Genomic DNA, 25,445 nt, shown 5'->3' with positions numbered 1-25,445 from the left:
CGCCAAGATCTTTGGCGGGACCGGGCCTTCGGACGGTTCGGCCCGGGGCTACACCTTGCGCAGCCGGAACGTCAGGGACAGGCCCTCGTCGGTGAAGGGCTCGCCGTAGGTGTCGTCGGCCTCGCCCTGGGCGAAGTCGGTGCCGAGCACCTCGTCGGCGATCAGGCCGGCGTGGTCGGTGAGGGCCTCGACCGTCGCCTGGTCCGTGGCGGTCCAGCGCAGCGCGATGCGGTCGGCCACGTCGAGGCCGCTGTTCTTGCGGGCCTCCTGGATCAGGCGGATCGCGTCACGGGCCAGGCCCGCCCGGCGCAGCTCCTCGGTGATCTCCAGGTCGAGCGCGACGGTGGCGCCCGCGTCGGAGGCCACCGACCAGCCCTCGCGGGGGGTCTCCGTGATGATGACCTCGTCGGGAGCCAGTGTGATGGTCTCGCCGTCGACCTCGACCGACGCCGTGCCCTCGCGCAGGGCCAGGGACAGGGCGGCCGCGTCCGCGTTCGCCACCGCCTTGGCGACGTCCTGGACGCGCTTGCCGAAGCGCTTGCCCAGCGCGCGGAAGTTGGCCTTGGCCGTGGTGTCGACCAGGCTGCCGCCGACCTCGCTCAGCGTCGCCAGGGACTCGACGTTCAGCTCCTCCGTGATCTGCGCGCGCAGCTCGGAGTCCAGTGCGTCGAATCCCGTCGCCGCGATCAGCGCGCGGGACAGCGGCTGACGCGTCTTGACGCCCGACTCCGCGCGCGTGGCACGCCCCAGCTCCACCAGGCGGCGCACCAGCACCATCTGCTTCGACAGCTCCGGGTCGATGGCACCGAGGTCCGCCTCCGGCCAGGACGACAGGTGGACCGACTCGGGAGCGCCCGGGGTGACGGGGACGATCAGGTCCTGCCAGACCCGCTCGGTGATGAACGGGGTCAGCGGGGCCATCAGCTGCGTGACCGTCTCGACGACCTCGTGCAGCGTGCGCAGGGCCGCCTTGTCGCCCTGCCAGAAGCGACGGCGGGAGCGGCGCACGTACCAGTTGGACAGGTCGTCGACGAACGCGGAGAGCAGCTTGCCGGCGCGCTGGGTGTCGTAGGCGTCCAGCGCCTGGGTGACCTGGTCGGTGAGCGCGTGCAGTTCGGACAGGAGCCAGCGGTCCAGGACCGGGCGGTCGGCGGGGGCCGGGTCGGCCCCGGACGGCGCCCAGTTCGACGTACGGGCGTAGAGCGCCTGGAAGGCGACCGTGTTCCAGTACGTCAGGAGCGTCTTGCGGACGACCTCCTGGATCGTGCCGTGGCCCACGCGGCGGGCCGCCCAGGGGGAGCCGCCGGCCGCCATGAACCAGCGCACCGCGTCGGCGCCGTGCCGGTCCATCAGCGGGATCGGCTCCAGGGTGTTGCCCAGGTGCTTGGACATCTTGCGGCCGTCCTCGGCGAGGATGTGCCCGAGACAGACCACGTTCTCGTACGAGGACTTGTCGAAGACCAGGGTGCCGACGGCCATCAGCGTGTAGAACCAGCCGCGGGTCTGGTCGATGGCCTCGCAGATGAACTGCGCCGGGTAGCGGGCCTCGAACAGCTCCTTGTTCTTGTACGGGTAGCCCCACTGCGCGAACGGCATCGAACCCGAGTCGTACCAGGCGTCGATCACCTCGGGCACGCGCGTGGCGGTCTTCCCGCAATCGCCCTGCGGGCAGGCGAAGGTGACCTCGTCGATGAACGGGCGGTGCGGGTCCAGGCCGGACTGGTCCGTGCCGGTCAGCTCGGACAGCTCCGCGAGGGAGCCGACGCAGGTGAGGTGGTCGTCCGCGCAGCGCCAGATCGGCAGCGGCGTGCCCCAGTAGCGGTTGCGGGACAGGGCCCAGTCGATGTTGTTGTTCAGCCAGTCGCCGTACCGGCCGTGCTTGACCGTCTCCGGGAACCAGTTGGTGCCCTCGTTCTCCGCGAGGAGGCGGTCCTTGATCGCCGTGGTCCGGATGTACCAGGAGGGCTGCGCGTAGTAGAGCAGCGCGGTGTGGCAGCGCCAGCAGTGCGGGTAGCTGTGCTCGTACGGGATGTGCTTGAAGAGCAGGCCGCGGCTGTCGAGGTCCTCGGTGAGCTTCTCGTCGGCCTTCTTGAAGAAGACGCCGCCGACGAGGGGGACGTCCTCCTCGAAGGTGCCGTCCGGGCGGACCGGGTTCACGACCGGCAGGCCGTAGGAGCGGCAGACCTTGAGGTCGTCCTCACCGAAGGCGGGGGACTGGTGGACCAGACCGGTGCCGTCCTCGGTGGTGACGTACTCGGCGTTGACCACGAAGTGCGCCGGCTCCGGGAACTCCACCAGCTCGAAGGGGCGCTGGTAGGTCCAGCGCTCCATCTCGGCGCCCGTGAAGGTCTGGCCGGTGGTCTCCCAGCCCTCGCCGAGGGCCTTGGCGAGCAGGGGCTCGGCGACGACGAGCTTCTCCTCGCCGTTGGTCGCCACGACGTAGGTGACCTCGGGGTGGGCGGCGACGGCGGTGTTGGACACCAGGGTCCACGGGGTCGTCGTCCACACCAGGAGCGCGGCCTCGCCGGCGAGGGGGCCGGAGGTGAGCGGGAAGCGGACGAAGACCGAGGGGTCGACGACCGTCTCGTAGCCCTGCGCGAGCTCGTGGTCGGACAGGCCCGTGCCGCAGCGGGGGCACCAGGGGGCGACGCGGTGGTCCTGGACCAGCAGGTCCTTGTTGAAGATCTCCTTCAGCGACCACCAGACGGACTCGATGTACTCGGGGTCCATCGTGCGGTACGGGTCCTGGAGGTCGGTCCAGTAGCCCATACGGGTCGTGAGGGCCTCGAAGGCGTCCGTGTGCCGGGTCACCGACTCGCGGCACTTCGCGTTGAACTCCGCGATGCCGTACGCCTCGATGTCCTGCTTGCCGGAGAAGCCGAGCTCCTTCTCCACGGCGAGCTCGACGGGCAGGCCGTGGCAGTCCCAGCCGGCCTTGCGGGCGACGTGGTAGCCGCGCATGGTGCGGAAGCGGGGGAAGACGTCCTTGAAGACGCGCGCCTCGATGTGGTGGGCGCCGGGCATGCCGTTGGCGGTGGGCGGGCCCTCGTAGAACACCCACTCGGGGCGGCCCTCGGACTGCTCCAGGCTCTTGGCGAAGATCTTCTGCTCGCGCCAGAAGTCGAGCACGGCGTGCTCGAGGGCGGGCAGGTCGACCTGGGCGGGTACCTGGCGATACGTCGGCGATGTCATCAGCGGGCTTCCTCCGGCGGACTTGCTGCCTTCCGTCCGGAGGGACGAGAGCTACGTCTGCCTGCGCCGCCTTCGGCGCGCTCCCGCGGTACCACCCTCCTTGGCCCTCCGGCACGGGGTGTGCGCCGGCGAGCCCCCTCATTGGGGTCGCGATGCCGGGTCTACCGGCCGTCGCTCACTGGCTCCGGCTTTCTTCCGGCGGCTCCGGGGTGATCTTCACGTCGCGCTCGCCCCCGGGCTTCCACCGTCCCCGGGTCGCTCTGGGCTGCGTACGCCGCTACTCGTCCCCATCCACGCTTTTCGCTCCGCCCAGTGTACGGCGCCGCGCGGGCGGCGGCCGACCGGTTTTCGGCGCCGTCGGGGACGGGGGCCGCACGGGGGGCGCATGAGGGGTGATATGGGTTTTATAACCCGAATAGCGCGGTATAGGTGTTCGGATCCTGGGACGTCCGGCTCGGCGGATTACCCGGCGGGGAGCTGGGCACAACGGATGCAGGTTCGCCACGCGGCGTGCGCGAGGCGGGCGAAGCAGGCGGTGTGCCCCGTTGCCGCGGGACTCGAGTCGATTTATCGTCCCAGCACGATGCGCGAGCAAGATCACAATATGTGAAGGGGCCGCGGCCATGGTGGCGAAGAAGACCGCCGTACAGCAGCCGGCGTCCGGCAGGTCCGCGAGGGCCTCCGGCGGCGCTGCGAAGGACGTGGGCGGGAAGAAGTCCGCGCAGGCCACGCGTGCGCGTGCGGCCAAGGCGGGCGGGGAGAAGGCGGGCGATACGAAGGCGGCCGGTACGAAGGCAGCCGGTACGAAGGCGGCCGGGACGGCTCCGGCGGAGGCGGCGGCCGCGACCGCGCCGGCCGGGAAGGCCGGGGCGAAGGCTCCGGCGGAGCGGGAGCCCGCCGGGCGGTCGGCGGGGAAGAAGACGGCGGGGAAGAAGACCGCGGCGGCGGCGGGGAAGAAGACCGCGGCGGGGAAGAAGACGGCAGGGAAGAAGACCGCGGCGGCGAAGACGGCAGCAGGGAAGACGGCGGCCGGGAAGGAGGCGGCCGGGAAGGAGGCGGCCACGAAGAAGGCGGCTGGTGAGAAGGCAGCCACCACGAAGGCGGCCACCAAGAAGGCGGCCACGAAGAATGCGGCCGGTGAGAAGGCAGCCACCGCGAAGGCGGCCACCAAGAAGGCCGCCGTCGGGAAGGGCCCGGCCGGGAAGGGCGCCGGGGGCAGGAGCACCACCACGAAGAGCCCGGCCGGGAAGGGCGCTGCCCGGACCGGCTCGGTCACACAGGACACGGCCGCGACCAGCACGGCCAAGAAGGCGGGTGCGGCCGAGGCCGCGCAGCAGACGGGAGCGACGACGGTGGGTGCGAAGAAGACTCCTGGCCCGGCCACGGCGGCGAAGACCGCCGTTCCGAAGGCACGGGTCGCCGCGGCGGAGCCCGGTGAGCTCGCGGTACGTCCCGGTGAGGACCCCTGGACGGCGGAGGAGGTCGAGGAGGCCCGGTCCGAGCTGACCTCCGAGGAGACCCGGCTGCGTGAGGAGATCACGTCCTCGGAGCGCTCCCTCGCGGGTCTGATGCGGGACTCCGGGGACGGCGCGGGTGACGACCAGGCGGACACCGGCACCAAGAACATCACCCGCGAGCACGAGCTGGCCCTGGCCGCCAACGCACGCGAGATGCTTCTGCAGACCGAGCGCGCCCTGGACCGTCTGCACGCGGGCACCTACGGCCTGTGCGAGAACTGCGGCAATCCCATCGGCAAGGCCCGCATGCAGGCCTTCCCCCGGGCCACCCTCTGCGTGGAGTGCAAGCAGAAGCAGGAGCGCCGGTACTGACCGGGCGCCGAATGCCTCCTGAACACGTGGGACGCGCAGGCCGTGCCGTACCCTCGTCCTCAGTCAGGCACCTAGGTTGAGGGACTCACGTGGCAGAGGCGGAGCGCATCATCGGTACGCCGGACACCCCGGACGCGGCCGGGAGCGGCAAGGAGCGGCCCGACGCCGAGGGCACCCCGGCCGGGGAGTCCGGCACCGGCCCGGCGGCCCCGGCGGGAGCGCCCGGTGCCGGTGAGCCCGATGCGACCGCCGCGCGGCCCCGTGGCAGGCGCCGGATCGCGGTGCTGTTCGCCGTCGCCGCCTTCGCCTACGTCCTCGACCTGGTCAGCAAGCTGATCGTGGTCGAGAAGCTGGAGCACCACCCGCCGATCGAGATCATCGGGGACTGGCTGAAGTTCGAGGCGATCCGCAACGCGGGCGCGGCCTTCGGCTTCGGCGAGGCCTTCACGGTGATCTTCACCATGATCGCTGCGGCGGTCATCGTGGTGATCGCCCGCCTCGCCCGCAAGCTCTACAGCCTGCCCTGGGCGATCGCGCTCGGCCTGCTGCTCGGCGGTGCGCTCGGCAACCTCACCGACCGGATCTTCCGGGCGCCGGGCGTCTTCGAGGGCGCGGTCGTGGACTTCATCGCGCCCAAGCACTTCGCCGTCTTCAACCTGGCCGACTCCGCGATCGTGTGCGGCGGCATCCTGATCGTGCTGCTGTCCTTCCGGGGCCTCGACCCGGACGGGACCGTCCACAAGGACTGAGCGCGCGTACGGGCCCGTCGGAGCCGTCCGGCATACTCGACGGGTGAGCACGATTCCCGAGATCCGTACCCTGCCCGTGCCCGACGGCCTGGAGGGCGAGCGCGTCGACGCCGCCATCTCCCGCATGTTCGGCTTCTCCCGTACCAAGGCGGCCGAACTCGCCGCCGCGGGGAAGGTCACGGTCGACGGGTCGGTGGTCGGCAAGTCGGAGCGCGTGCACGGCGGCGCCTGGCTGGAGGTCGAGATGCCGCAGGCGCCCGCCCCGGTGCAGATCGTGGCCGAGCCGGTCGAGGGCATGGAGATCGTGCACGACGACGATGACGTGGTCGTGATCGTCAAGCCCGTCGGCGTGGCCGCGCACCCGTCCCCGGGCTGGACCGGGCCGACCGTCATCGGGGGCCTGGCCGCCGCCGGGTACCGGATCTCCACCTCCGGTGCCGCCGAGCGCCAGGGCATCGTGCACCGCCTCGACGTGGGCACGTCCGGGCTGATGGTGGTCGCCAAGTCGGAGCGCGCCTACACCTCGCTCAAGCGCCAGTTCAAGGAGCGCACGGTCGACAAGCGGTACCACACGCTCGTCCAGGGCCACCCCGATCCCACCAGCGGCACCATCGACGCGCCCATCGGCCGGCACCCGCAGCACGACTACAAGTGGGCCGTCACCGCCGAGGGCAAGCCGTCCGTCACGCACTACGACCTCATCGAGGCGTTCCGCGCGGCCTCCCTGCTCGACGTGAAGCTGGAGACCGGCCGCACGCACCAGATCCGCGTCCACATGGCCGCCCACCGCCACCCCTGCGTCGGCGACCTCACCTACGGCGCCGACCCGACGCTCGCCAAGCGCCTCGGCCTGACCCGGCAGTGGCTGCACGCGGTGCGGCTCGGCTTCGAGCACCCCGGGGACGGGCAGTGGGTCGAGTTCTCCTGCGACTACCCGGAGGACCTGCAGAAGGCCCTCGACCAGGTCCGCGAGGAGACGTACGGGTGAGCACCCGGTACGTGGTGCGGGTCGCCGAGGACCCGGCCGACCGGGAGGCGTGCTTCGCGGTGCGCAAGGAGGTCTTCGTCGTCGAGCAGGGCGTGCCTCAGGACGTGGAGTACGACGAGCACGACGCCGGCGCGGTCCATGTGCTGGCGATCCGCGAGGACGGCCTGCCCCTCGGGGCCGGGCGGCTGCTGTACGGGGAGGCGGCCGTGGCGCGCACCGGCGCCGGCCCGTCCGTCGGATCTCTCGGCCGGCTCGCCGTGACGGCCTTTGCGCGCGGACTCGGCGTCGGCGCCGCCCTGGTGCGGGCCATCGAGGATGCCGCACGCGCGCGAGGGCTCACGGCCGTGGACCTGCACGCACAGACGCACGCGCGTGGCTTCTACGAGCGGCTCGGCTACGAGCCGTACGGTCCCGAGTACGCGGAGGCGGGCGTTCCGCACCAGGGGATGCGGCGTTCGCTTTAGCCCTTCATGGGGGGTGCCGAAACGGTTTGTCCCGGGAGTTGCGTGGCAGTCTTGAGGTCAGTCGTGTGAACATCTGACTATCCGGAGCGCTGACCGTGGATCAGTTGGCCCTGCTGTTCGTGCTGCTGCTCGGGGCCGTGATCAGTGTCCCTGCGGGGGACCGGTTCGGAGTGCCCGCGCCGGTTCTGATGACGCTCCTCGGGATAGTCCTCGCGCTGCTCCCGTTCGTCCCCAACGTCGAGATCCCGCCGGACCTCATCCTCCCGCTGCTCCTGCCGCCCCTGCTGTACGCCGCCGTACGGCGCACGTCCTGGCGGCAGTTCGCGGCGAACCGGCGGCCGATCTTCCTGCTGGCCGTGGCCCTGGTGTTCGTCACCATGGCCTGCGTGGCCGCCGTGGCCGACGCGATCGTGCCGGGGCTGCCGCTCGCCGCGGCCTTCGCGCTCGGCGCGCTGGTGGCGCCGCCGGACCCGGTCGCGGCGACCGCCGTGGCCGGGCAGCTGGGACTGCCGCGCCGCCTGGTGTCGATCCTGGAGGGCGAGGGGCTGTTCAACGACGTCACAGCCATCGTCCTCTACCACGTGGCGATCGCCGCCGCCGTCAGCGGGACGTTCTCGCCCTGGCAGGCCGGGCTCGACCTGGTGCTGTCGGGCGTGGTGGCGGTGGCCGTGGGCCTCGTGCTGGGCTGGGGCGCCAACAAGCTGATGGAGGTGCTCGGCGACCCGACCCTGCAGATCGGGCTGACCCTGCTGGTGCCGTACGCCTCGTACGTCATGGCCGAGGAACTGCACGGGTCGGGTGTGCTCGCCGTGCTCACCACCGCCCTGTTCCTCGCGGAGTACGGCTCGGACGCCGACGACGTCATGACACGGCTGGCCGGGCACACGTTCTGGAACATCGTCGACACGCTCGTCACCGGCGTCGCGTTCGGGCTGGTCGGGCTGGAGCTGCACAACGCCATCCGCACGGCCTCCGGGCGGTGGGGCGAACTGCTCTGGTGGGCGGCGGTGGTGGTGGCCGTCGTCGTGCTCGTACGGCTGCTGTGGCTGCTGCCGGCGACCTGGCTGACCAAACGGCTGCACGCGCGGCGGGACTACGACGAGGACATCCCGGTGAGCTGGCGCGAGACCGTGGTGATGTGGTGGTCGGGGATGCGCGGGGTGGCCTCGGTCGCGCTGGTGCTGGCGATCCCGCTGGAGACCGACGCCGGGTCGCCGTTCCCCAGCCGGGACGAGATCATCTTCATCGCGTTCGGGGTGATCATGGCGACGCTGGTGCTGCAGGGCCTGACGCTGCCGTGGCTGGTGCGGTTGCTCGGGGTGAAGGCCGACGAGGACAAGGAGAAGGAGTTCGCGAAGGCACTGGCCATCCGGGCGGCCAAGGCGGCGAAGCAGCGGCTGCGGGAGATCGAGGACGACGAGGAACTGCCGGAGGAACTGTCCGAGCAGATGCTGCGGCGGGCCTACGAGATCGGCGTGCGGATCAGTCCCGAACTGGCCGAGGACGAGCGGCGCGAGGCGTACCGGGAGGGCGCCCGGCGGGTGCGGAGGGTGCGGCGGATCCAGCAGGAGATGCTGAGTGCGGCGCGCCACGAGGTGCTGGCGGCGCGCAGCGAGCCGGGCGCCGACCCCGAGGTGGTGGACCGGGTCCTGAGGCACCTCGACGTGCGTAGCCTGCGCTGAGCCGCGACTGCCGCCCGCTCCTGCGCGGGGTGGCCGGGTTGTCGGTCGGGCGGCGGGCGGCCGGAGCCGTCGGCCCGAGGGCGGGCGGCCGGAGCCTTGGACCCGAGGGCGGCCGGTCTGTCGGTTTGACCGTGGGCGGACGGGGCGGCGTAGGGTCGTTCGTATGGCACGGAATGTGGTAATCAGTGGCGGAGGTACGGGAATTGGGCTCGCGGCGGCCCGGGTGTTCGCCGCCGGCGGGGACCGGGTGCTGCTGCTCGGGCGGCGGGCCGACGTGCTGGAGAAGGCCGACGTGCCCGGCGCGTCGACCTACGCGGCCGATCTCGCCGAGCCGGAGGACGTGCGCGGTGTCGCCGCCTTCGTGGAGCGCGAGCTGGGAGCGGTGGACGTGCTCGTGCACAGCGCCGGCGGCAACGGGCTGCTCGAACCCCGGGCCCCGCAGGGCGATCCCCTCGCGGCCGTCGCACACACCTGGACCGTGAACTTCCGGCTCAACACCCTCACCGCGGTCCTGCTCACCGAGGCGCTGAAGCCGCGGCTCGCCGAGCCCGGCGGCCGGGTGCTGTTCCTCGGCTCCATCGCCGCCTACCGGGGATCCGGAAGCGGGGCGTACGCGGCGGCCAAGGCCGGACTGCACCCCTACGCCCACGACCTGGCCCGCGAACTGGGGCCGCGCGGCATCACCGTGAACGTGGTCGCGCCCGGCTACATCGAGGACACCGAGTTCTTCGGAGACGCGATGGCCGAGGAGCGCCGGGCCCGGCTCATCGGCGAGACGTCGAACGGACGGGCGGGAACCCCGGGGGACGTCGCCGAGACCCTGCACTGGCTGGCCTCCCCGGGCGCCGGGCACATCACGTCGCAGATCATCCAGGTCAACGGCGGCGCCGAACGCGGCCACTGACCCGGCGGACACCAGGAGGGGCTCCCCGCGCCGCGGGGAGCCCCTCCTGCATCCTCCGAGTGGTGGTCAGCGCTCCGGCCGCCCGGAGCCGTTGCCGTGGTAGCGGCGCTGCTGGGCCGGTACGGCCTCGGGGGACGGGCGGTGACCGTTGCTGCCGGAAGACGGCGGGAGCACGGCGTCCGCCGTGTTGACCCGGGGCAGCGCATAGGGGTGCTCGCGGGTCAGCCAGCGGATCATCTCCTCGCGGACCGCCACCCGCACCGTCCAGATGTCGTCCGCGTCCTTGGCCGTCACCAGGGCCCGCACCTGCATGGTGTTCGGGGTGGTGTCCGTGACGGACAGGTTGTAGGCGCGGCCGTCCCAGGCCGGGCACTCGCGCAGGATGTCGCGGAGCTTGTCGCGCATCGCCTCCACCGGCGCCGAGTGGTCGACGTGCCAGAAGACGATCCCCGTCATCTGCGGGGTGCCGCGCGACCAGTTCTCGAACGGCTTGGACGTGAAGTACGACACCGGCATCGTGATGCGGCGCTCGTCCCAGGTGTGGACGGTCAGGAACGTCAGCGTGATCTCCTCGACCGTGCCCCACTCGCCGTCCACCACCACCGTGTCCCCGATGCGGACCATGTCGCCGAAAGCGATCTGGAACCCGGCGAACATGTTGCTCAGAGTGGACTGGGCCGCGACACCGGCGACGATGCCGAGGATTCCCGCCGAGGCCAGCAGCGACGCACCGGCCGCCTTGAAGGCCGGGAAGGTCAGCAGCATGCTCGCCGCGGCCACCACGCCGACGACCGCGGACACCACCCGCATGATCAGCGTCACCTGGGTGCGCACCCGGCGGACCCTGGCCGGATCGCGGTGGGCCCGGGCGTGGGCGTAGCGGCTGTACGACGTCTCGACGATCGCCGCCGCGATACGGATCACCAGCCAGGCGGTCGACCCGATCAGCACCAGCGTCAGCGTCTGGCCGATGCCCTCACGGCGCGCTTCCAGCATCTGCGCCTCGTCGTACGACCCTCTCAGCAGGGCCGCGAAGAGGACCAGCATGTAGGGGATGCGGCCACGGCGGAGCAGACCCCACAGCGGGGTCTCGTGGTGTCGTTCGTCGGCTTTGCGCAGCAGGAAGTCGGTCGCCCAGCCGATCACGAGCGTGAGCACGACCGAGCCACCGACCACGATCAGCGGTCGTAGCAGGTTCTCCATGCCACCGAACCTAACCGGCTCCCCGGGGGCATGAACATGTGACTTCCGCTGCGTCGTGGGTAGTGCCGCGATCCCGGGTCGTCACACCCGGCTGGCACCATGGCCCCATGAACATCATGCTCTTTCACTCGACCTTCGGGCTGCGGCCCGCGGTGCTCCACGCCGCTGACCGACTGCGAGCGGCCGGACACGAGGTGTGGACGCCCGACCTCTTCGAGGGGCGCACCTTCGACCAGGTCGAGGAGGGCATGGAGCACAAGGAGAAGATCGGCAAGGAGGAGCTGCTGAAGCGGGCCGTCCTGGCCGCCGCGCCGTACTCCGAGCGCGGGCTGGTGTACGCCGGGTTCTCCCTCGGCGCCTCCATCGCCCAGACCCTCGCCCTCGGCGACGAGAAGGCACGCGGCCTGCTCCTGCTGCACGGCACGTCGGACATCGCGCCGGACGTCACCGCGCCGGACCTGCCGGTCCAGCTGCACGTGGCGGAGCCGGACCCCTTCGAGACGGACGACTGGCTCAGCGCCTGGTATCTCCAGATGGGCCGCACCGGAGCCGACGTGGAGGTGTACCGGTACGCCGGGGCCGGTCACCTCTACACCGACCCCGACCTGCCCGACTACGACGCGGAGGCCGCCGAGGCCACGTGGCGGGTGGCACTCGGCTTCCTCGACACCCTGTAGCGCGGTTACACCGGGGTCTGGACGCGCTCGAGCTTCTGCGTGCCGCTGAGGGTGCGGTACGAGCGCGACCACTTGGCGGTCGCGTCCCGCTTCGCGCGGTCGGAGATGACGTAGTAGTCCATCTGCGCGCGCTCGGCCGTGATGTCCAGGACACCGAAGCCGTGCCGGTCGGTGTCGACCCAGTGGACATGGCGGTTGGCCGCGCGGATGACGGGCGCGGCGACCGCGGAGACCGTGCCCTCGGGGACCTTCACGATGTCGTCGAGGTTGTCCGAGGTGACCGACGTGACGACGAACTCCGTGGCGGCCGACGGCGACAGCGGATACGTCCCGGCGTCCACCGGCACGTCGTTGGCCCACGCCATGTGGATGTCGCCGGTGAGGAAGACGGTGTTGCGGATCGCATTCGTCCGCAGGTGTGCCAGGATCTCGCGGCGGTCGTCGGTGTAGCCGTCCCACTGGTCGGTGTTGAGGGCCAGGCCCTCCTGCGGCAGGCCCAGCAGTTTGGCGAGCGGCTTCAGCAGGTCGGCGGAGAGCGAGCCGATGGCGAACGGCGAGATCATCACCGAGTTGCCGACCAGCCGCCAGGTGGTGTCGGAAGCCTTCAGACCGGCCTTGAGCCAGTCGAGCTGGGCGCGGCCGGTGAGCGTGCGGTCCGGGTCGTCGACCTCGCCGTTGCCGACCTTGACCTGCTGGGAGCGGAAGGAGCGCAGGTCCAGTAGCGAGAGGTCGGCCAGCTTGCCGAAGCGCAGCCGGCGGTAGGTGGTGCCCGCGATCGCGGGACGCACCGGCATCCACTCGAAGTAGGCCTGCTTGGCGGCGGCCTGGCGGGCGGACCAGGCGCCCTCCGCGCCCTCGGTGTGGTTCTCCGCGCCGCCCGACCAGGTGTCGTTGGCGAACTCGTGGTCGTCCCAGATCGCCACGACCGGGGCCGTGGCGTGCAGCGCCTGGAGGTCCGGGTCGGTCTTGTAACGGGCGTGCCGGGTGCGGTAGTCGGCGAGGGCGACGATCTCGTGGGCCGGGGCGTGCGGGCGGACGACCTTGCCGCGGGTGGCGTACTCGCCGGTGCCGTACTCGTAGATGTAGTCGCCGAGGTGCAGCCAGGCGTCCAGGTCGCCGCGGGCCGCGAGGTGGCGGTACGGGGAGAAGTAGCCGGCCTCCCAGTTGGCGCAGGAGACCACGCCGAAGCGCAGGCCCGGCACGGCGGCGTCGTGCGCCGGGGCGGTACGGGTGCGGGCGGCGGGGGAGTCGGTGCCGCCGGCGGAGAAGCGGAACCAGTAGTCGGTGCCCGGCTCCAGGCCGCGGACATCGGCCTTGACGGTGTGGTCGGAGGCCGCCGTGGCGGTGGTGGAGCCCTTGGCGACGACGGTGGTGAACGCCTTGTCCCGGGCGACGACCCAGCTCACCTCGGTGTCCGGGCCGACTCCCGAACCGGGTATCGCCTCGGGCACCGGGGTGACGCGGGTCCACAGCAGGATGCCGTCCGGCAGCGGGTCGCCGGAGGCCACACCGTGCAGGAAGGCGGGGGCCTGGTCGACGGCGCGCGCCGGCAGGGTCGCCGCCAGCGGCCCGGCCAGGACAGCAGTCGCCGCCGCGGCCTTGACGACCGTACGGCGGCGCGGGGTGAGGGAGTTGAGGCCCTCTGACGTCTTCGATGATCTGTATCGGCTGGTCACGACCGATCAGGTTACTGGTCGGTATGCACCGAAGCGGGCGAACTCCGAAAGTTCGCCCGCTCTTTCAGCTCCGGATACCGGAGCTGCCCGGTTTACGGCCCGCCGTTCGTCGGCGACTAGCCCTTGAGGGCCGCGTTGATCGCCTTGGTGTAGTCGGCCAGTGTCCCGGGGGCGCTCTGGCCGTCGCTGCCCGTGACCTTCTTGCCGTCCATGAGCAGCGTCGGCGTACCACTGAAGTCGTACTTCTTGCCGTCCGCGTCGAACTTCTCGGCCATCAGCAGCGCCCACTTGTCGTAGGTGCCGTCCTTCACGGCCTTCTGGAACGTCTTGTCGTCCTTGAGGGCGTCGACCGTGTTCGCCACCTTGATGAGGTAGTCGTCGTCCTTGAACTTGTCGTCCGTCTCGGTGGGGTGGTACTTGGCCGAGTAGAGCGCCGTCTTGTAGTCGAGGAACGCCTCGGTGCTCACGTTCAGGGCGGCGCCCAGCGCGCTCAGGGCGTTCTTGGACCCCTCGCCGGGGACGTTGCCGTCGATGAAGGTCGCGCCGACGTACTGGAGCTTGTACTTGCCGTCCTCGACGTCCTTGTGGATGGTCGAGCCGAGGGTCTGCTCGAACTGGGCGCACGCGGGGCAGCGCGGGTCCTCGTACATGACGAGGGTCTTCTTGGCGCTGTCCTTGCCGATGACGACCGTCGTGCCGTCCTTGCCCGACGTGTTGGCCGGCTCGACGAGCTTGGCGCTCTTCGCGGCCTCCCAGTCGTCGGGCTTGTTGGCCTGGACGATCGCGTAGCCGACGCCGCCGGCTACCGCCAGGACGGCGACGATGGAACAGGCGACGACGACCTGACGCTTGGTCTTCGCCCGCTTGGCCTCGCGCTCGCGCTCGATGCGCAGCCGCTCGCGGGCCGCCGTCTTCGCCGACTGGCTGTTGCGCTTGCTCATGGTGATGCTCTCCGTGGGGACGCGCACACCTGTGTGTGCGGGATTCGTAGGGGGACTGCCGGTGCCCGGAAGTGCCGCAGAGGGATGCTCCTGCGGCCTGAGTGCCTTACGCGAAGGCGGGCGAGCACGGCGGTCCACGCCGTCCCAGGGAGTACGTGAGGATCCGGTCGCGGGCGGTCGGCGTGCGGTCGGCGGCCCGTGCCCGCAGGTGCCGCCCGGCCGGGGCCCGCTCCACCGCGACCGCGGCGACCGCCAGCAGCAGCGGCCGGAACGTGGTGGCCGTCACCGCCCGCAGCAGCTGGGCCAGAGCCCGCTCACCGCGGCGCAGCCACACGGCGGCCAGGAGCCCGACGCCGATGTGCGCGCCGAGCAGCAGCCAGGCGGTCGCCGGGTCGGCATGGGCGACCGCGACCGCGAGCCGGTCGCCGCCGGTGGCCCCCGCCATCCGCGCCAGGGGCGTGCCGACCTCTCCGCCGCACAGGACGTCCAGGCCGACCGAGCGCAGGGGGCCGGCGACCGGGCCGCCCGCCCGGCCGTAACAGGCGTGCTGGCCGGCGGTGAACACCGTGTCGGCGGCCAGCTCCAGCGGGATCAGCAGGGCCGCGATCCTCCCGAAGGAGCGCTCGCGGCCCGCCAGGGCGAACGCGATCACGAACACGGCGGCGGCGACCGCGGCCACCGTGCTCACCGGTAGCGGGGCTCCGGACAGCAGGACGTGCGACGCGGTGCTGAGCGTCACGACCACGGCCGTGAACAGCGCCGCGCGTACGGCTCTGAGCGGGATCCCGGATATGTCCATAGCGATAGGAGAGTGTGTCACGTGGGCCTGTAAGGGACCCCTAAAGGATGCCTGTGAGAGGGGTGAGAGGCCGTACCGTCACAGGCCCGGGATCCTTCCGTTGCGGAACAGGTCCACGAAGGTCTGGTGATCGGCACGGGCGCGGGCCCCGTAGCCGTGCGCGAAGTCGACCAGCAGCGGCGCGAAGCCCTCCTCGTCGGCCGCGATCGCCGCGTCGATGGCCCGCTCCGTGGAGAACGGCACCAGGGACTCGCCGGACTGGTCGTCCGCCGCCGCGTGCATCGTGGCCGTCGCCCGGCCGAGGTCGGCCACCACCTGCGCGATCTCCTCCGGCTCGTCGATGTCGCCCCAGTTCAGGTCGACCGCGTACGGCGAGACCTCCGCGACCAGCTGACCCGCGCCGTCCAGCTCGGTCCAGCCCAGCCACGGGTCGGCGTGCGCCTGGAGGGCCCGCTGCGAGATGACCGTGCGGTGCCCCTCGTGCTGGAAGTAGTCGCGGATCGCCCGGTCCGTGATGTGCCGCGAGACCGCCGGGGTCTGTGCCTGCTTGATGTAGATCACGACGTCGTTCTCCAGGGCGTCGCTGTGCCCCTCCAGCAGGATGTTGTACGACGGCAGCCCCGCCGAGCCGATGCCGATGCCGCGCCGGCCGACGACGTCCTTGACCCGGTAGGAGTCGGGGCGGGCCAGGGAGCTGTCCGGCAGCGTCTCCAGATACCCGTCGAAGGCGGCGAGGACCTTGTAGCGCGTGGCCGCGTCCAGCTCGACCGAGCCGCCCCCCGAGGCGAAGCGGCGCTCGAAGTCACGGATCTCCGTCATCGAGTCCAGCAGGGCGAAACGGGTCAGCGAGCGGGCGTCCCGCAGCGCGTCCAGCAGCGGGCCCTGCGCGGTGTCCAGCGTGAACGGCGGCACCTCGTCGCTCTTCGCGCCCGTGGCCAGGGCGCGGATCCGCTCGCGGTACGCCACCGCGTAGATCGTCACCAGCTCGGAGATCTGCTCGTCGGCGAGCGCCTTCGCGTACCCGATCAGCGCGATGGAGGCGGCGAAGCGCTTCAGGTCCCACGTGAAGGGGCCGACGTAGGCCTCGTCGAAGTCGTTGACGTTGAAGATCAGGCGGCCGTTGGCGTCCATGTAGGTGCCGAAGTTCTCCGCGTGCAGGTCGCCGTGGATCCACACACGGGACGTGCGCTCGTCCAGGTAGGGGCCCGGGAGTATGCCCTCGCGCTCCTGGTCGTGGTAGAAGAGGCACGCCGTGCCCCGGTAGAAGGCGAAGGCCGAGGCCGCCATCTTCCGGAACTTCACGCGGAACGCGGCCGGGTCGGCGGCCAGGAGCTCGCCGAAGGCGGTGTCGAAGACGGCGAGGATCTCCTCGCCGCGATGCTCCTCGTCGAGCTGCGGGAACGACATCGCTGGGTGCCTCCTGGTACGTGCTGTCAGGGCGGCTGGTCCGCCCTGATGCCTAACGCGCGGCGGCCCGCGGGAGTGCCCGCGGTCCTCGCCAGAAGGTACGCGGGTCAGCCCTCCGCGTGTCAGTGCCGAGGCATAGACTTCGACGCTGTCCCCCAGACTGCCCGCAGCCTGACGGACCCGTCCGACCCCTGTTCTCCCTGGAGGCCGCAGCCGTGTCAAAGCCGCCGTTCACGCACCTGCACGTCCACACCCAGTACTCGCTGCTGGACGGTGCCGCGCGGCTGAAGGACATGTTCAACGCGTGCAACGAGATGGGCATGACGCACATCGCCATGTCCGACCACGGCAACCTCCACGGGGCGTACGACTTCTTCCACTCCGCGCAGAAGGCCGGGGTCACCCCGATCATCGGGATCGAGGCCTACGTCGCCCCCGAGTCCCGCCGCAACAAGCGCAAGATCCAGTGGGGCCAGCCGCACCAGAAGCGGGACGACGTCTCCGGTTCCGGCGGTTACACCCACAAGACGATGTGGGCCGTGAACAGCACGGGGCTGCACAACCTCTTCCGGCTGTCCTCCGACGCCTACGCCGAGGGCTGGCTGCAGAAGTGGCCCCGGATGGACAAGGAGACCATCTCCCAGTGGTCCGAGGGGATCGTCGCCTCCACCGGATGCCCCTCCGGCGAGGTCCAGACCCGGCTGCGCCTCGGCCACTTCGACGAGGCCCTGAAGGCCGCCGCCGACTACCAGGACATCTTCGGCAAGGACCGCTACTTCCTGGAGCTGATGGACCACGGCATCGACATCGAGCACCGGGTCCGCGACGGCCTCCTGGAGATCGGCAAGAAGCTCGGCATCCCCCCGCTGGTCACCAACGACTCGCACTACACCTACGCGCACGAGGCGACCGCCCACGACGCGCTGCTGTGCATCCAGACCGGCAAGAACCTCTCCGACCCGGACCGCTTCAAGTTCGACGGCACCGGCTACTACCTGAAGTCCACGGACGAGATGTACGCCATCGACTCCTCGGACGCCTGGCAGGAGGGCTGCGCCAACACCCGCCTGATCGCCGAGATGGTCGACACCACGGGCATGTTCGTCAAGCGCGACCTCATGCCCAAGTTCGACATCCCCGAGGGCTACACCGAGGTCAGCTGGTTCCGCGAGGAGACCCTGCGCGGCATGCACCGCCGTTTCCCGGACGGCATCCCGGACGACCGCATGAAGCAGGTCGAGTACGAGATGGACACCATCATCTCGATGGGCTTCCCGGGCTACTTCCTCGTGGTCGCCGACTTCATCATGTGGGCCAAGAAGCAGGGCATCGCGGTCGGCCCCGGCCGAGGCTCCGCGGCCGGCTCGATCGTCGCCTACGCCCTCGGCATCACCGACCTCGACCCCATCCCGCACGGCCTGATCTTCGAGCGCTTCCTCAACCCCGAGCGCATCTCCATGCCCGACGTCGACATCGACTTCGACGAGCGCCGGCGCGTCGAGGTGATCCGGTACGTGACGGAGAAGTACGGCGCCGACAAGGTCGCCATGATCGGCACGTACGGCACCATCAAGGCCAAGAACGCGATCAAGGACTCCGCGCGCGTGCTGGGCTACCCGTACGCGATGGGCGACCGCATCACCAAGGCCATGCCCGCCGACGTCCTCGGCAAGGGCATCAACCTGGACGGCATCACCAACCCCGAGCACCCGCGCTACTCGGAGGCGGGCGAGGTCCGGGCGATGTACGAGAACGAGCCGGACGTGAAGAAGGTCATCGACACCGCCAAGGGCGTCGAGGGCCTGGTCCGGCAGATGGGCGTGCACGCCGCCGGCGTGATCATGTCCAGCGAGACCATCACCGACCACGTGCCCGTCTGGGTCCGGCACACGGACAAGGTCACCATCACCCAGTGGGACTACCCGAGCTGTGAGTCGCTCGGCCTGCTGAAGATGGACTTCCTGGGCCTGCGCAACCTGACGATCATGGACGACGCCGTCAAGATGGTGAAGTCCAACAAGGGGATCGACATCGATCTCCTGAGCCTCCCGCTCGACGACCCCACGACCTTCGAACTGCTCCAGCGCGGCGACACCCTCGGCGTCTTCCAGTTCGACGGCGGCCCGATGCGCTCCCTGCTCCGGCTGATGAAGCCGGACAACTTCGAAGACATCTCCGCCGTGTCGGCCCTGTACCGCCCGGGCCCCATGGGCATGAACTCCCACACGAACTACGCGCTGCGCAAGAACGGGCAGCAGGAGATCACGCCCATCCACCCCGAGCTGGAGGAGCCGCTCAAGGAGGTCCTGGACGTCACCTACGGCCTGATCGTCTACCAGGAGCAGGTGCAGAAGGCCGCCCAGATCATCGCCGGGTACTCGCTCGGCGAGGCCGACATCCTCCGCCGCGTGATGGGCAAGAAGAAGCCCGAGGAACTGGCGAAGAACTTCGTCCTGTTCCAGGAGGGCGCCCGCAAGAAGGGCTTCAGCGACGAGGCCATCCAGGCCCTGTGGGACGTGCTGGTCCCCTTCGCCGGCTACGCCTTCAACAAGGCGCACTCCGCCGCGTACGGACTCGTCTCCTACTGGACGGCGTACCTCAAGGCGAACCACCCCGCCGAGTACATGGCGGCGCTGCTCACGTCCGTGAAGGACGACAAGGACAAGTCGGCCGTCTACCTCAACGAGTGCCGCCGCATGGGCATCAAGGTGCTCCCGCCGGACGTCAACGAGTCGATGTCCAACTTCGCGGCCCAGGGCGACGACGTGATCCTCTTCGGCCTCTCCGCCGTGCGCAACGTCGGCACCAACGTGGTCGAGTCGATCATCAGGTGCCGCACGTCCAAGGGGAAGTACGTCTCCTTCCCGGACTACCTCGACAAGGTGGAGGCGGTGGTCTGCAACAAGCGCACCACCGAGTCGCTGATCAAGGCCGGCGCCTTCGACGCCATGGGCCACACCCGCAAGGGCCTCACCGCGCACTACGAGCCGATGATCGACAACGTGGTCGCGGTCAAGCGCAAGGAGGCCGAGGGGCAGTTCGACCTCTTCGGCGGCATGGGCGAGGCCGAGACCAGCGAGCCGGGCTTCGGGCTCGACGTGGAGTTCTCCCCCGACGAGTGGGACAAGACCTATCTGCTCGCCCAGGAGCGGGAGATGCTCGGTCTGTACGTCTCCGACCACCCGCTGTTCGGCCTGGAGCACATCCTGTCCGACAAGGCCGACGCGGGCATCTCCCAGCTGACCGGCGGTGACTACTCCGACGGCTCGGTGGTCACCATCGGCGGCATCATCTCCGGCCTCCAGCGCAAGATGACCAAGCAGGGCAACGCCTGGGCCATCGCCACCGTCGAGGACCTCGCCGGCTCGATCGAGTGCATGTTCTTCCCCGCGACCTACCAGCTCGTCTCGACCCAACTCGTCGAGGACGCCGTGGTGTTCGTCAAGGGCCGCCTCGACAAGCGCGAGGACATCCCGCGGCTCGTCGCGATGGAGCTGATGATCCCGGACCTGTCCAACGCGGGCACCAACGCGCCCGTGGTCCTCACCATCCCGGCCACCCGGGTCACTCCGCCGCTGGTCAGCCGCCTCGGCGAGGTCCTCAGCCACCACAAGGGCGACAGCGAGGTCCGGATCAAGCTCCAGGGGCCGACCAAGACGACCGTGCTGCGGCTGGACCGGCACCGGGTGAAGCCGGACCCGGCGCTGTTCGGTGATCTGAAGGTGCTGCTCGGGCCGTCCTGCCTGGCCGGGTGAGACGGGGCTCTCGATGCGCTTGTGGGGCGTACCCGGGCCCGGGTACGCCCCTCGTGCATGTGCGTGGGCTCAACACCCCGTCACACAGGCGTCAGTTGTGGCCGAAGCTGCGCTTTCGCTTGGCCGACGCCATCTCGCCGGGGGTCGTCTCGACCTCGGGCTGGGGCTCGGTCTGCGAGGCGGGGCTGCGGTCGGCCCGCTGACCACGCTCGGTGGGACGCTGCTGCTTACGGTCACGGTTCTTGTTCTTGGCCATGGTGATGCCTCCTGTGGGGGACTAGGGGCCAGGGCCGGGACCAGATTCACACAGCCCGACATCGATCGCATGTCGGACAATTACCGTGCGTGACAGGGGTGGTCGCGAGGGGCGGCGCCGAAACGCCACGCCGAAGATCGAGTTCGGGCCGTTAACCTCCGCGCCGTCGGGCAGACTCGAAACAAGCCCGAAGCAAACCTCCTGGGAAGAGGGTGAGTCGCGTGGACCGCTGCATCGTCCTGGTGGACGCTGGGTATCTGCTGGGAGCCGCGGCGAGTCTCCTCGCCGGGGAGCCCTCACGGTCCCGCATCACCGTCGACCACACCGCCCTCATCCAGGGGCTGCGTGAGCGCGCCGAATCCGACACCCAGCAGCCGCTGCTGCGCATCTACTGGTTCGACGGCGCCCCCGACCGCGTCCCGCAGCCCGAGCACCGCAGACTGCGCGTGATGCCCCGGGTCACCGTCCGGCTCGGCGCCCTCACCCGCAGCGACGGCCGCTGGGCGCAGAAGGGCGTGGACGCCGCGATGCACGCCGAACTCACCGAACTGGCCCGCAACCGCGCCTGCTCCGACGTCGTCCTCGTCACCGGCGACGGCGACCTGCTGCCCGGCATGATGGCCGCCAAGGAACACGGCGTCGCCGTCCACCTGTGGGCCGTCCAGGCCGCCGACGGCGACTACAACCAGTCCGAGGACCTGGTCGCCGAGGCCGACGAGCGGCGCGTCCTGGACCGTACGTGGATCACCAAGGCCGTCCGTGCCAAGGACCACACCGGGGTGTGCGCGCCGCAGCCCGCGCCCCGGCCCGAGATCGCCGCCATCCTCTCCGCGCCGCTGCCCGAATCCGCCCTCGGCCCTGCCGGGGTTGCGGACCGGCCCGCCCCGCAGCCCCGGCACCAGGAGGCCGCCCCCGGGCCGAACGGCACCGAGGAGCGGGCGCCCGCCGCCAAAGGGGTCCCCACGCCCAAAGACCTGGCCGCCCTGCGCGCCCCCGGCACCCAGCCCGCCCAGCCCCCCGCCTCCGCCACCCTCCGCTGGTCCTCCGACAAGGGCTGGGTCGACCGGCCCGCGGCCGAGCCCCCCGAGGCCGCCTCGATGCCGACGCTCGCCCAGCTGACCACGGCGGAGCAGCGCTGGGCCGACCGCGAGGAGGACATCACCACCGTCGGCGGCGACCCCTTCGAGGTGGGGCAGGTCTTCGCCCGGCGCTGGGTCGAGCGCCTCGGCGACCAGAGCCATCTGCAGAAGCTGTCCGGGATGTACCCGCGCGTCCCGCACCGCGTCGACGGCGAGCTGCTGCGCTACGCGGCCCGGTTCGGCCTGCTCGCCCACAAGGACGACCAGATCGACGAGCGGGACCGTTACGCCATCCGGGCCGGCTTCTGGCGGGAGATCAGCGTGCGCACGGGAGTGGAGCACCCGCCCGTCGACGCCTGAGTTCCCGCCGGCGGATTTCACGGGCACGGACCGACCCGAGGGCGGACCGGGGCCGCCGACCCCGTAGTCTCGTCCCTTGTGAGTACGCGCGCGGCACAGGCATTTCGGCACGATGGTGACGTCGTGTGCGCGGTGCGCGGGCTGACCAAGACCTATCCGGCGGTCCGGGCCCGGCGCGGCACCCCGGGAACCCCCGAGGTCCGGGCCACGGACGACGTGACGCTGGACATCCGCCGCGGCGAGATCTTCGGCCTGCTCGGTCCGAACGGCGCCGGCAAGTCCACCCTCGTGCGCCAGCTCACCGGGCTCATGCGGCCCGACCGGGGCAGCGTGGAGATCCTCGGCCACGACATCGTGCGCCACCCCGAGCGGGCGGCGCGGATCCTCGCCTATCTCGGGCAGGAGTCGACCGCCCTCGACGAGCTGACCGTGTCGCTGGCCGCCGAGACCACCGGGCGGCTGCGCGGCCTGGACGTGCGGCAGGCCCGGGCCGAGCGGGACGCCGTCCTCGACGAGCTGGGACTCGCGCCGCTCGCCGGCCGGGCGCTGAAGAAGCTCTCCGGGGGGCAGCGGCGCCTGGCGTGCTTCGCCGCGGCCCTGGTGGGGGAGCGGCCGCTGCTCGTCCTCGACGAGCCGACCACCGGCATGGACCCGGTGGCGCGCCGGGCCGTGTGGTCCGCCGTCGACCGGCGCAGGGCCGAGCACGGGACGACCGTGCTGCTGGTCACGCACAACGTCATCGAGGCCGAGACCGTGCTGGACCGGGTGGCCGTCCTCGACCGGGGGCGGGTGATCGCCTGCGACACCCCCGCCGGGCTCAAGGAACAGGTCGCCGGCGAGGTGCGCGTCGACCTGGTGTGGCGGGACGCGGCTCCGCTGCACGTGCCCGAGGTGGCCGCGCTGCGGGACCGGGTCGTGGAGTCGGGCCGCCGCTGGACGCTGCGGCTCGGACCCGAGGAGGCCCGGGCGGTCGTCGCGACCGTCACCGGCGGGGCCGCCTTCGCCGCCCTTGACGACTTCACCCTGGCCACGCCGAGTCTGGAGGACGTGTACCTCGCCCTCGGCGGTGCCGTGCAGCAGGGGCTGGTGAAGGTGTGAGCGCCACCGTGTCGGGCAGGCCGGGCCGTGAGCACACCGGCCGCCGTATCCGTACCGAACAGGCGACTGCCGCAGTGGACCCGAGCGAAGGGGAGCAGCGCGACGTGAGTGTCGTACCCGCCGATGTCCTGCCGGGCAGTGCCCTGGCCGCTGAGGAGCCCACCGCGGGCGCGGCCGCGCTCGGGCCCCGGGCGCGGCTCTGGCCGTCGCTGGCGGCCGTGTACCGGGCCCAGCTGTCCCGGGCGAGGGTGGCGCGGATCCCGCTGCTGTTCGTGGCGACCTTCCAGTCGGTCGGGATCATGATCCTGATGCGCGGGGTCGTGGACGACGGGGCGGAGGCGCAGGCCGTCGTCGCCGGGTCGTCGGTCCTGGTGGTCGCCTTCGTCGCGCTGAACCTGCTCGCCCAGTACTTCGGGCAGCTGCGGGCCAGTGGCGGGCTCGACCACTACGCGACGCTGCCCGTGCCGCCGGCCGCGGTGGTGCTGGGCGCGGCGGGGGCGTACGCCTCGTTCACCGTGCCGGGGACCGTCGTGACCGCGGTGTTCGGCTGTGTGCTGTTCGGGCTGCCGATGGCCCACCTGTGGGTCCTGATGGCCGTGATCCCGCTCGCGGGCGCCGCGCTCGCCGGGCTCGGCGCGGCGCTGGGCCTGCTCGCGCCCCGGCCGGAACTGGCCACGCTGCTCGGGCAGCTGGGCATGTCGGCGGCGCTGCTGCTGGGCGTGCTGCCGGCGGACCGGATGCCGGACGTCGTGCGCTTCGCGCGGGACCTGCTGCCGTCGACGTACGGCGTGGAGGCCTTCGCGCGTACGTTCGGGCCGCACCCCGACTGGGCCTTCGTGCTCGGGGACCTCGCGGTGTGCGGGGCCGTGGGCGGCGTCTCGCTGGCCGTGGCGACCTGGGCGTACCGCCGGGCGGCCGTCCGTTGAGCGGGGAGCGGTCGTCCGGTGACGCGGCGCACAGGCGGGCCTGGCACGATGGCAGGGTGACCGCACCACTGACTCCGCCTCCGCCACCGCATGGACACTCCGCACAGGACGCGTGGCAGCCGCCGGACGGCGGGCCCGCGGCTCCCGGGTCCCGGCCCGCCGAGTACGCCGGGCACGGCTGGTACGGACAGGACGGCCCCGGGATGAAGACGGAACTGCGGGAAGCCGCCGTGATCGCGGTGGCCGTCGCGCTCGGCGGAGTGCTGCTCGGCGTGCTGTGGTGGTGGCTCGCGCCGCACGTGCCGCTGGTCGGCGACGTGGTGGAGAAGAACTGGGTCGTCTACCTCAAGGACACCGAGGGCGAGCAGGCCATCGGTGTCGACGGCACGTTCGCGCTGCTCGGGCTGGCCTTCGGGGCCGTCAGCGCGCTGGTCGTCTTCCTGCTGCGGCGGCGCGGGGGTGTGCCCCTGGTGGTGGGGCTGGCCCTCGGCGGACTGCTCGGGTCGCTGCTCGCCTGGCGGATCGGGGTGTGGCTCGGACCCGCCGACGACGTGGTCGCGCACGCGCGGGAGGCCGGCCGGGGCGTGACGTTCGACGCGCCGCTGAAGCTGAGCGCGAAGGGAGCGCTCCTGGCATGGCCGCTGGCCGCGCTGGTGCTGCACCTCGGCCTGATGGCCCTGTTCGGCCCCCGCGACCCGGAACCGGAGTTCCCGCCCGGCCCGTACCCGCAACCACCGGCCGCGCACGACCACTAGAGCCGCGACCGCCGCACGCACGATCCGCAGCCGACGGTCGGTCGGGCGAGGTGGCTTGCCGCCGGCGGCCGGTGAGCGCGGGGCCGGCTGCCGCCGGGAGGCCGGTGTGGCCGGGGCGCGGCCGACGCCGCAGCCGACGGGTGCCCGGGCCGCCTGTCGTCGACGGCCGTCGGATGCCCCGACCGCCGACCAGGGCGCTCGCTACCGGCCGATGGGGGCCAGGGTCGCTTCGGTGAGTTTTTGCAGGTCGTCGGGGGTGAGTTCGACCTCCAGGCCCCTTCTGCCCGCCGAGACGCAGATCGTCGCGTGCGCCGAGGCCGAGGCGTCCAGGACCGTCGGCAGCTTCTTGCGCTGGCCCAACGGCGAGATGCCGCCCCGGACATAGCCCGTCGTGCGTTCCGCCAGTGCCGGGTCGGCCATCGCCGCGCGCTTGCCGCCCACGGCCGCCGCCAGGGCCTTCAGGTCCAGCTGGCCCGCCACCGGGACCACCGCGACGGTCAGCGTGCCGTCGACGTCCGCGACCAGGGTCTTGAAGACGCGGTCGGGGGAGACGCCCATCGCCTCGGCCGCCTCCTCGCCGTAGGAGGGGTGCGCGGGGTCGTGGTCGTAGGAGTGGACCGTGAAGCTCGCGCCCGCCGCGGTGAGGGCCACCGTCGCGGGCGTGCCGCCCTGCTGTTGCTGCTTCTTCGACTTCTTCGCCATGCC

General features: G+C 71.4%; 20 protein-coding genes. 12 read left to right on the top strand and 8 right to left on the bottom strand.

Features of this window, described 5'->3' with window-relative positions:
• Positions 1–48: 48 nt before the first annotated feature.
• Positions 49–3,192, bottom strand: coding sequence for an isoleucine--tRNA ligase (gene ileS / locus ACFV20_RS21985; RefSeq protein ID WP_385658886.1), 3,144 nt, complete (start codon positions 3,190–3,192; stop codon positions 49–51).
• A 623-nt stretch (positions 3,193–3,815) separates the two neighbouring features.
• Here ileS and ACFV20_RS21980 point away from each other — a divergent pair.
• The 6 genes from ACFV20_RS21980 to ACFV20_RS21955 all read left to right on the top strand — a co-directional run bounded on the left by ACFV20_RS21980 (position 3,816) and on the right by ACFV20_RS21955 (position 9,808).
• On the top strand, positions 3,816–5,021 hold the full coding sequence (locus ACFV20_RS21980; RefSeq protein ID WP_385658884.1) for a TraR/DksA family transcriptional regulator: 1,206 nt from the start codon (positions 3,816–3,818) through the stop codon (positions 5,019–5,021).
• An 89-nt stretch (positions 5,022–5,110) separates the two neighbouring features.
• Positions 5,111–5,770 carry a signal peptidase II gene (gene lspA, locus ACFV20_RS21975; RefSeq protein WP_385658883.1) on the top strand — a complete coding sequence of 220 codons (660 nt, stop codon included), beginning with the start codon at positions 5,111–5,113 and terminating at the stop codon, positions 5,768–5,770.
• 43 nt (positions 5,771–5,813) lie between these two features.
• Positions 5,814–6,758, top strand: a complete 945-nt coding sequence (locus ACFV20_RS21970) for an RluA family pseudouridine synthase (protein ID WP_385658881.1) — start codon at positions 5,814–5,816, stop codon at positions 6,756–6,758.
• Positions 6,755–7,222 (top strand): GNAT family N-acetyltransferase, encoded by a 468-nt coding sequence (locus ACFV20_RS21965; RefSeq protein ID WP_385658879.1) that lies wholly within the window; start codon positions 6,755–6,757, stop codon positions 7,220–7,222. Before ACFV20_RS21970 ends, ACFV20_RS21965 begins: the two co-directional genes overlap by 4 nt.
• A gap of 95 nt (positions 7,223–7,317) precedes the next feature.
• Positions 7,318–8,904 carry a Na+/H+ antiporter gene (locus ACFV20_RS21960; RefSeq protein WP_385658878.1) on the top strand — a complete coding sequence of 529 codons (1,587 nt, stop codon included), beginning with the start codon at positions 7,318–7,320 and terminating at the stop codon, positions 8,902–8,904.
• Between the two features lie 163 nt (positions 8,905–9,067).
• Positions 9,068–9,808: an SDR family NAD(P)-dependent oxidoreductase gene (locus tag ACFV20_RS21955; RefSeq protein ID WP_385658876.1), complete on the top strand. Its 741-nt coding sequence runs from the start codon at positions 9,068–9,070 to the stop codon at positions 9,806–9,808.
• Between the two features lie 66 nt (positions 9,809–9,874).
• Here ACFV20_RS21955 and ACFV20_RS21950 read toward each other — a convergent pair whose 3' ends face one another.
• Entirely contained in the window at positions 9,875–11,011 is a 1,137-nt protein-coding gene (locus ACFV20_RS21950) for a mechanosensitive ion channel family protein (protein WP_385658874.1), read from the bottom strand.
• 62 nt (positions 11,012–11,073) lie between these two features.
• Here ACFV20_RS21950 and ACFV20_RS21945 point away from each other — a divergent pair, with 62 nt between their 5' ends.
• A complete protein-coding gene (locus tag ACFV20_RS21945) occupies positions 11,074–11,688 on the top strand; it encodes a dienelactone hydrolase family protein (protein WP_385658873.1) in 615 nt (204 codons plus the stop codon).
• 5 nt (positions 11,689–11,693) lie between these two features.
• Here the strand turns inward: ACFV20_RS21945 and ACFV20_RS21940 are convergent, their stop codons facing one another.
• From ACFV20_RS21940 to ACFV20_RS21925, 4 genes are all read right to left on the bottom strand, one after another.
• The gene (locus ACFV20_RS21940; protein ID WP_385658872.1) at positions 11,694–13,364 is read right to left on the bottom strand and encodes an alkaline phosphatase D family protein; all 1,671 of its coding nucleotides are present in this window, start codon (positions 13,362–13,364) and stop codon (positions 11,694–11,696) included.
• 116 nt (positions 13,365–13,480) lie between these two features.
• Positions 13,481–14,305, bottom strand: coding sequence for a thioredoxin domain-containing protein (locus ACFV20_RS21935; RefSeq protein WP_385658870.1), 825 nt, complete (start codon positions 14,303–14,305; stop codon positions 13,481–13,483).
• A gap of 106 nt (positions 14,306–14,411) precedes the next feature.
• Positions 14,412–15,104: a hypothetical protein gene (locus tag ACFV20_RS21930; RefSeq protein WP_385658868.1), complete on the bottom strand. Its 693-nt coding sequence runs from the start codon at positions 15,102–15,104 to the stop codon at positions 14,412–14,414.
• 78 nt (positions 15,105–15,182) lie between these two features.
• Positions 15,183–16,511 (bottom strand): DUF2252 domain-containing protein, encoded by a 1,329-nt coding sequence (locus ACFV20_RS21925; RefSeq protein ID WP_385658866.1) that lies wholly within the window; start codon positions 16,509–16,511, stop codon positions 15,183–15,185.
• Between the two features lie 215 nt (positions 16,512–16,726).
• Between ACFV20_RS21925 and dnaE the strand changes: the two genes are divergently transcribed.
• Positions 16,727–20,266 carry a DNA polymerase III subunit alpha gene (gene dnaE / locus ACFV20_RS21920; protein ID WP_385658864.1) on the top strand — a complete coding sequence of 1,180 codons (3,540 nt, stop codon included), beginning with the start codon at positions 16,727–16,729 and terminating at the stop codon, positions 20,264–20,266.
• A gap of 91 nt (positions 20,267–20,357) precedes the next feature.
• Here the strand turns inward: dnaE and ACFV20_RS21915 are convergent, their stop codons facing one another.
• Positions 20,358–20,522 (bottom strand): hypothetical protein, encoded by a 165-nt coding sequence (locus ACFV20_RS21915; protein WP_234845049.1) that lies wholly within the window; start codon positions 20,520–20,522, stop codon positions 20,358–20,360.
• Between the two features lie 221 nt (positions 20,523–20,743).
• On the opposite strand from ACFV20_RS21915, the gene ACFV20_RS21910 reads away from it, so the two are divergent.
• The 4 genes from ACFV20_RS21910 to ACFV20_RS21895 all read left to right on the top strand — a co-directional run bounded on the left by ACFV20_RS21910 (position 20,744) and on the right by ACFV20_RS21895 (position 24,740).
• Positions 20,744–21,961: an NYN domain-containing protein gene (locus ACFV20_RS21910; RefSeq protein WP_385658862.1), complete on the top strand. Its 1,218-nt coding sequence runs from the start codon at positions 20,744–20,746 to the stop codon at positions 21,959–21,961.
• Positions 21,962–22,084: 123 nt separating this feature from the next.
• Positions 22,085–23,059, top strand: coding sequence for an ABC transporter ATP-binding protein (locus ACFV20_RS21905; RefSeq protein ID WP_385658860.1), 975 nt, complete (start codon positions 22,085–22,087; stop codon positions 23,057–23,059).
• A 104-nt stretch (positions 23,060–23,163) separates the two neighbouring features.
• Complete coding sequence (locus tag ACFV20_RS21900; RefSeq protein ID WP_385658858.1) at positions 23,164–23,985, top strand: ABC transporter permease; 822 nt, start codon at positions 23,164–23,166, stop codon at positions 23,983–23,985.
• A gap of 56 nt (positions 23,986–24,041) precedes the next feature.
• The gene (locus ACFV20_RS21895; protein WP_385658856.1) at positions 24,042–24,740 is read left to right on the top strand and encodes an AAA family ATPase; all 699 of its coding nucleotides are present in this window, start codon (positions 24,042–24,044) and stop codon (positions 24,738–24,740) included.
• A 201-nt stretch (positions 24,741–24,941) separates the two neighbouring features.
• Here the strand turns inward: ACFV20_RS21895 and ybaK are convergent, their stop codons facing one another.
• Positions 24,942–25,442, bottom strand: coding sequence for a Cys-tRNA(Pro) deacylase (gene ybaK, locus ACFV20_RS21890; RefSeq protein ID WP_385658854.1), 501 nt, complete (start codon positions 25,440–25,442; stop codon positions 24,942–24,944).
• Between the last annotated feature and the right edge of the window lie 3 nt (positions 25,443–25,445).

This window comes from Streptomyces sp. NPDC059696 (assembly GCF_042733745.1).
Lineage (GTDB): Bacteria > Actinomycetota > Actinomycetes > Streptomycetales > Streptomycetaceae > Streptomyces.
The sequence above is the reverse complement of the archived record's forward strand: the minus strand, read 5'-3'. Positions and strand labels throughout refer to the sequence as shown.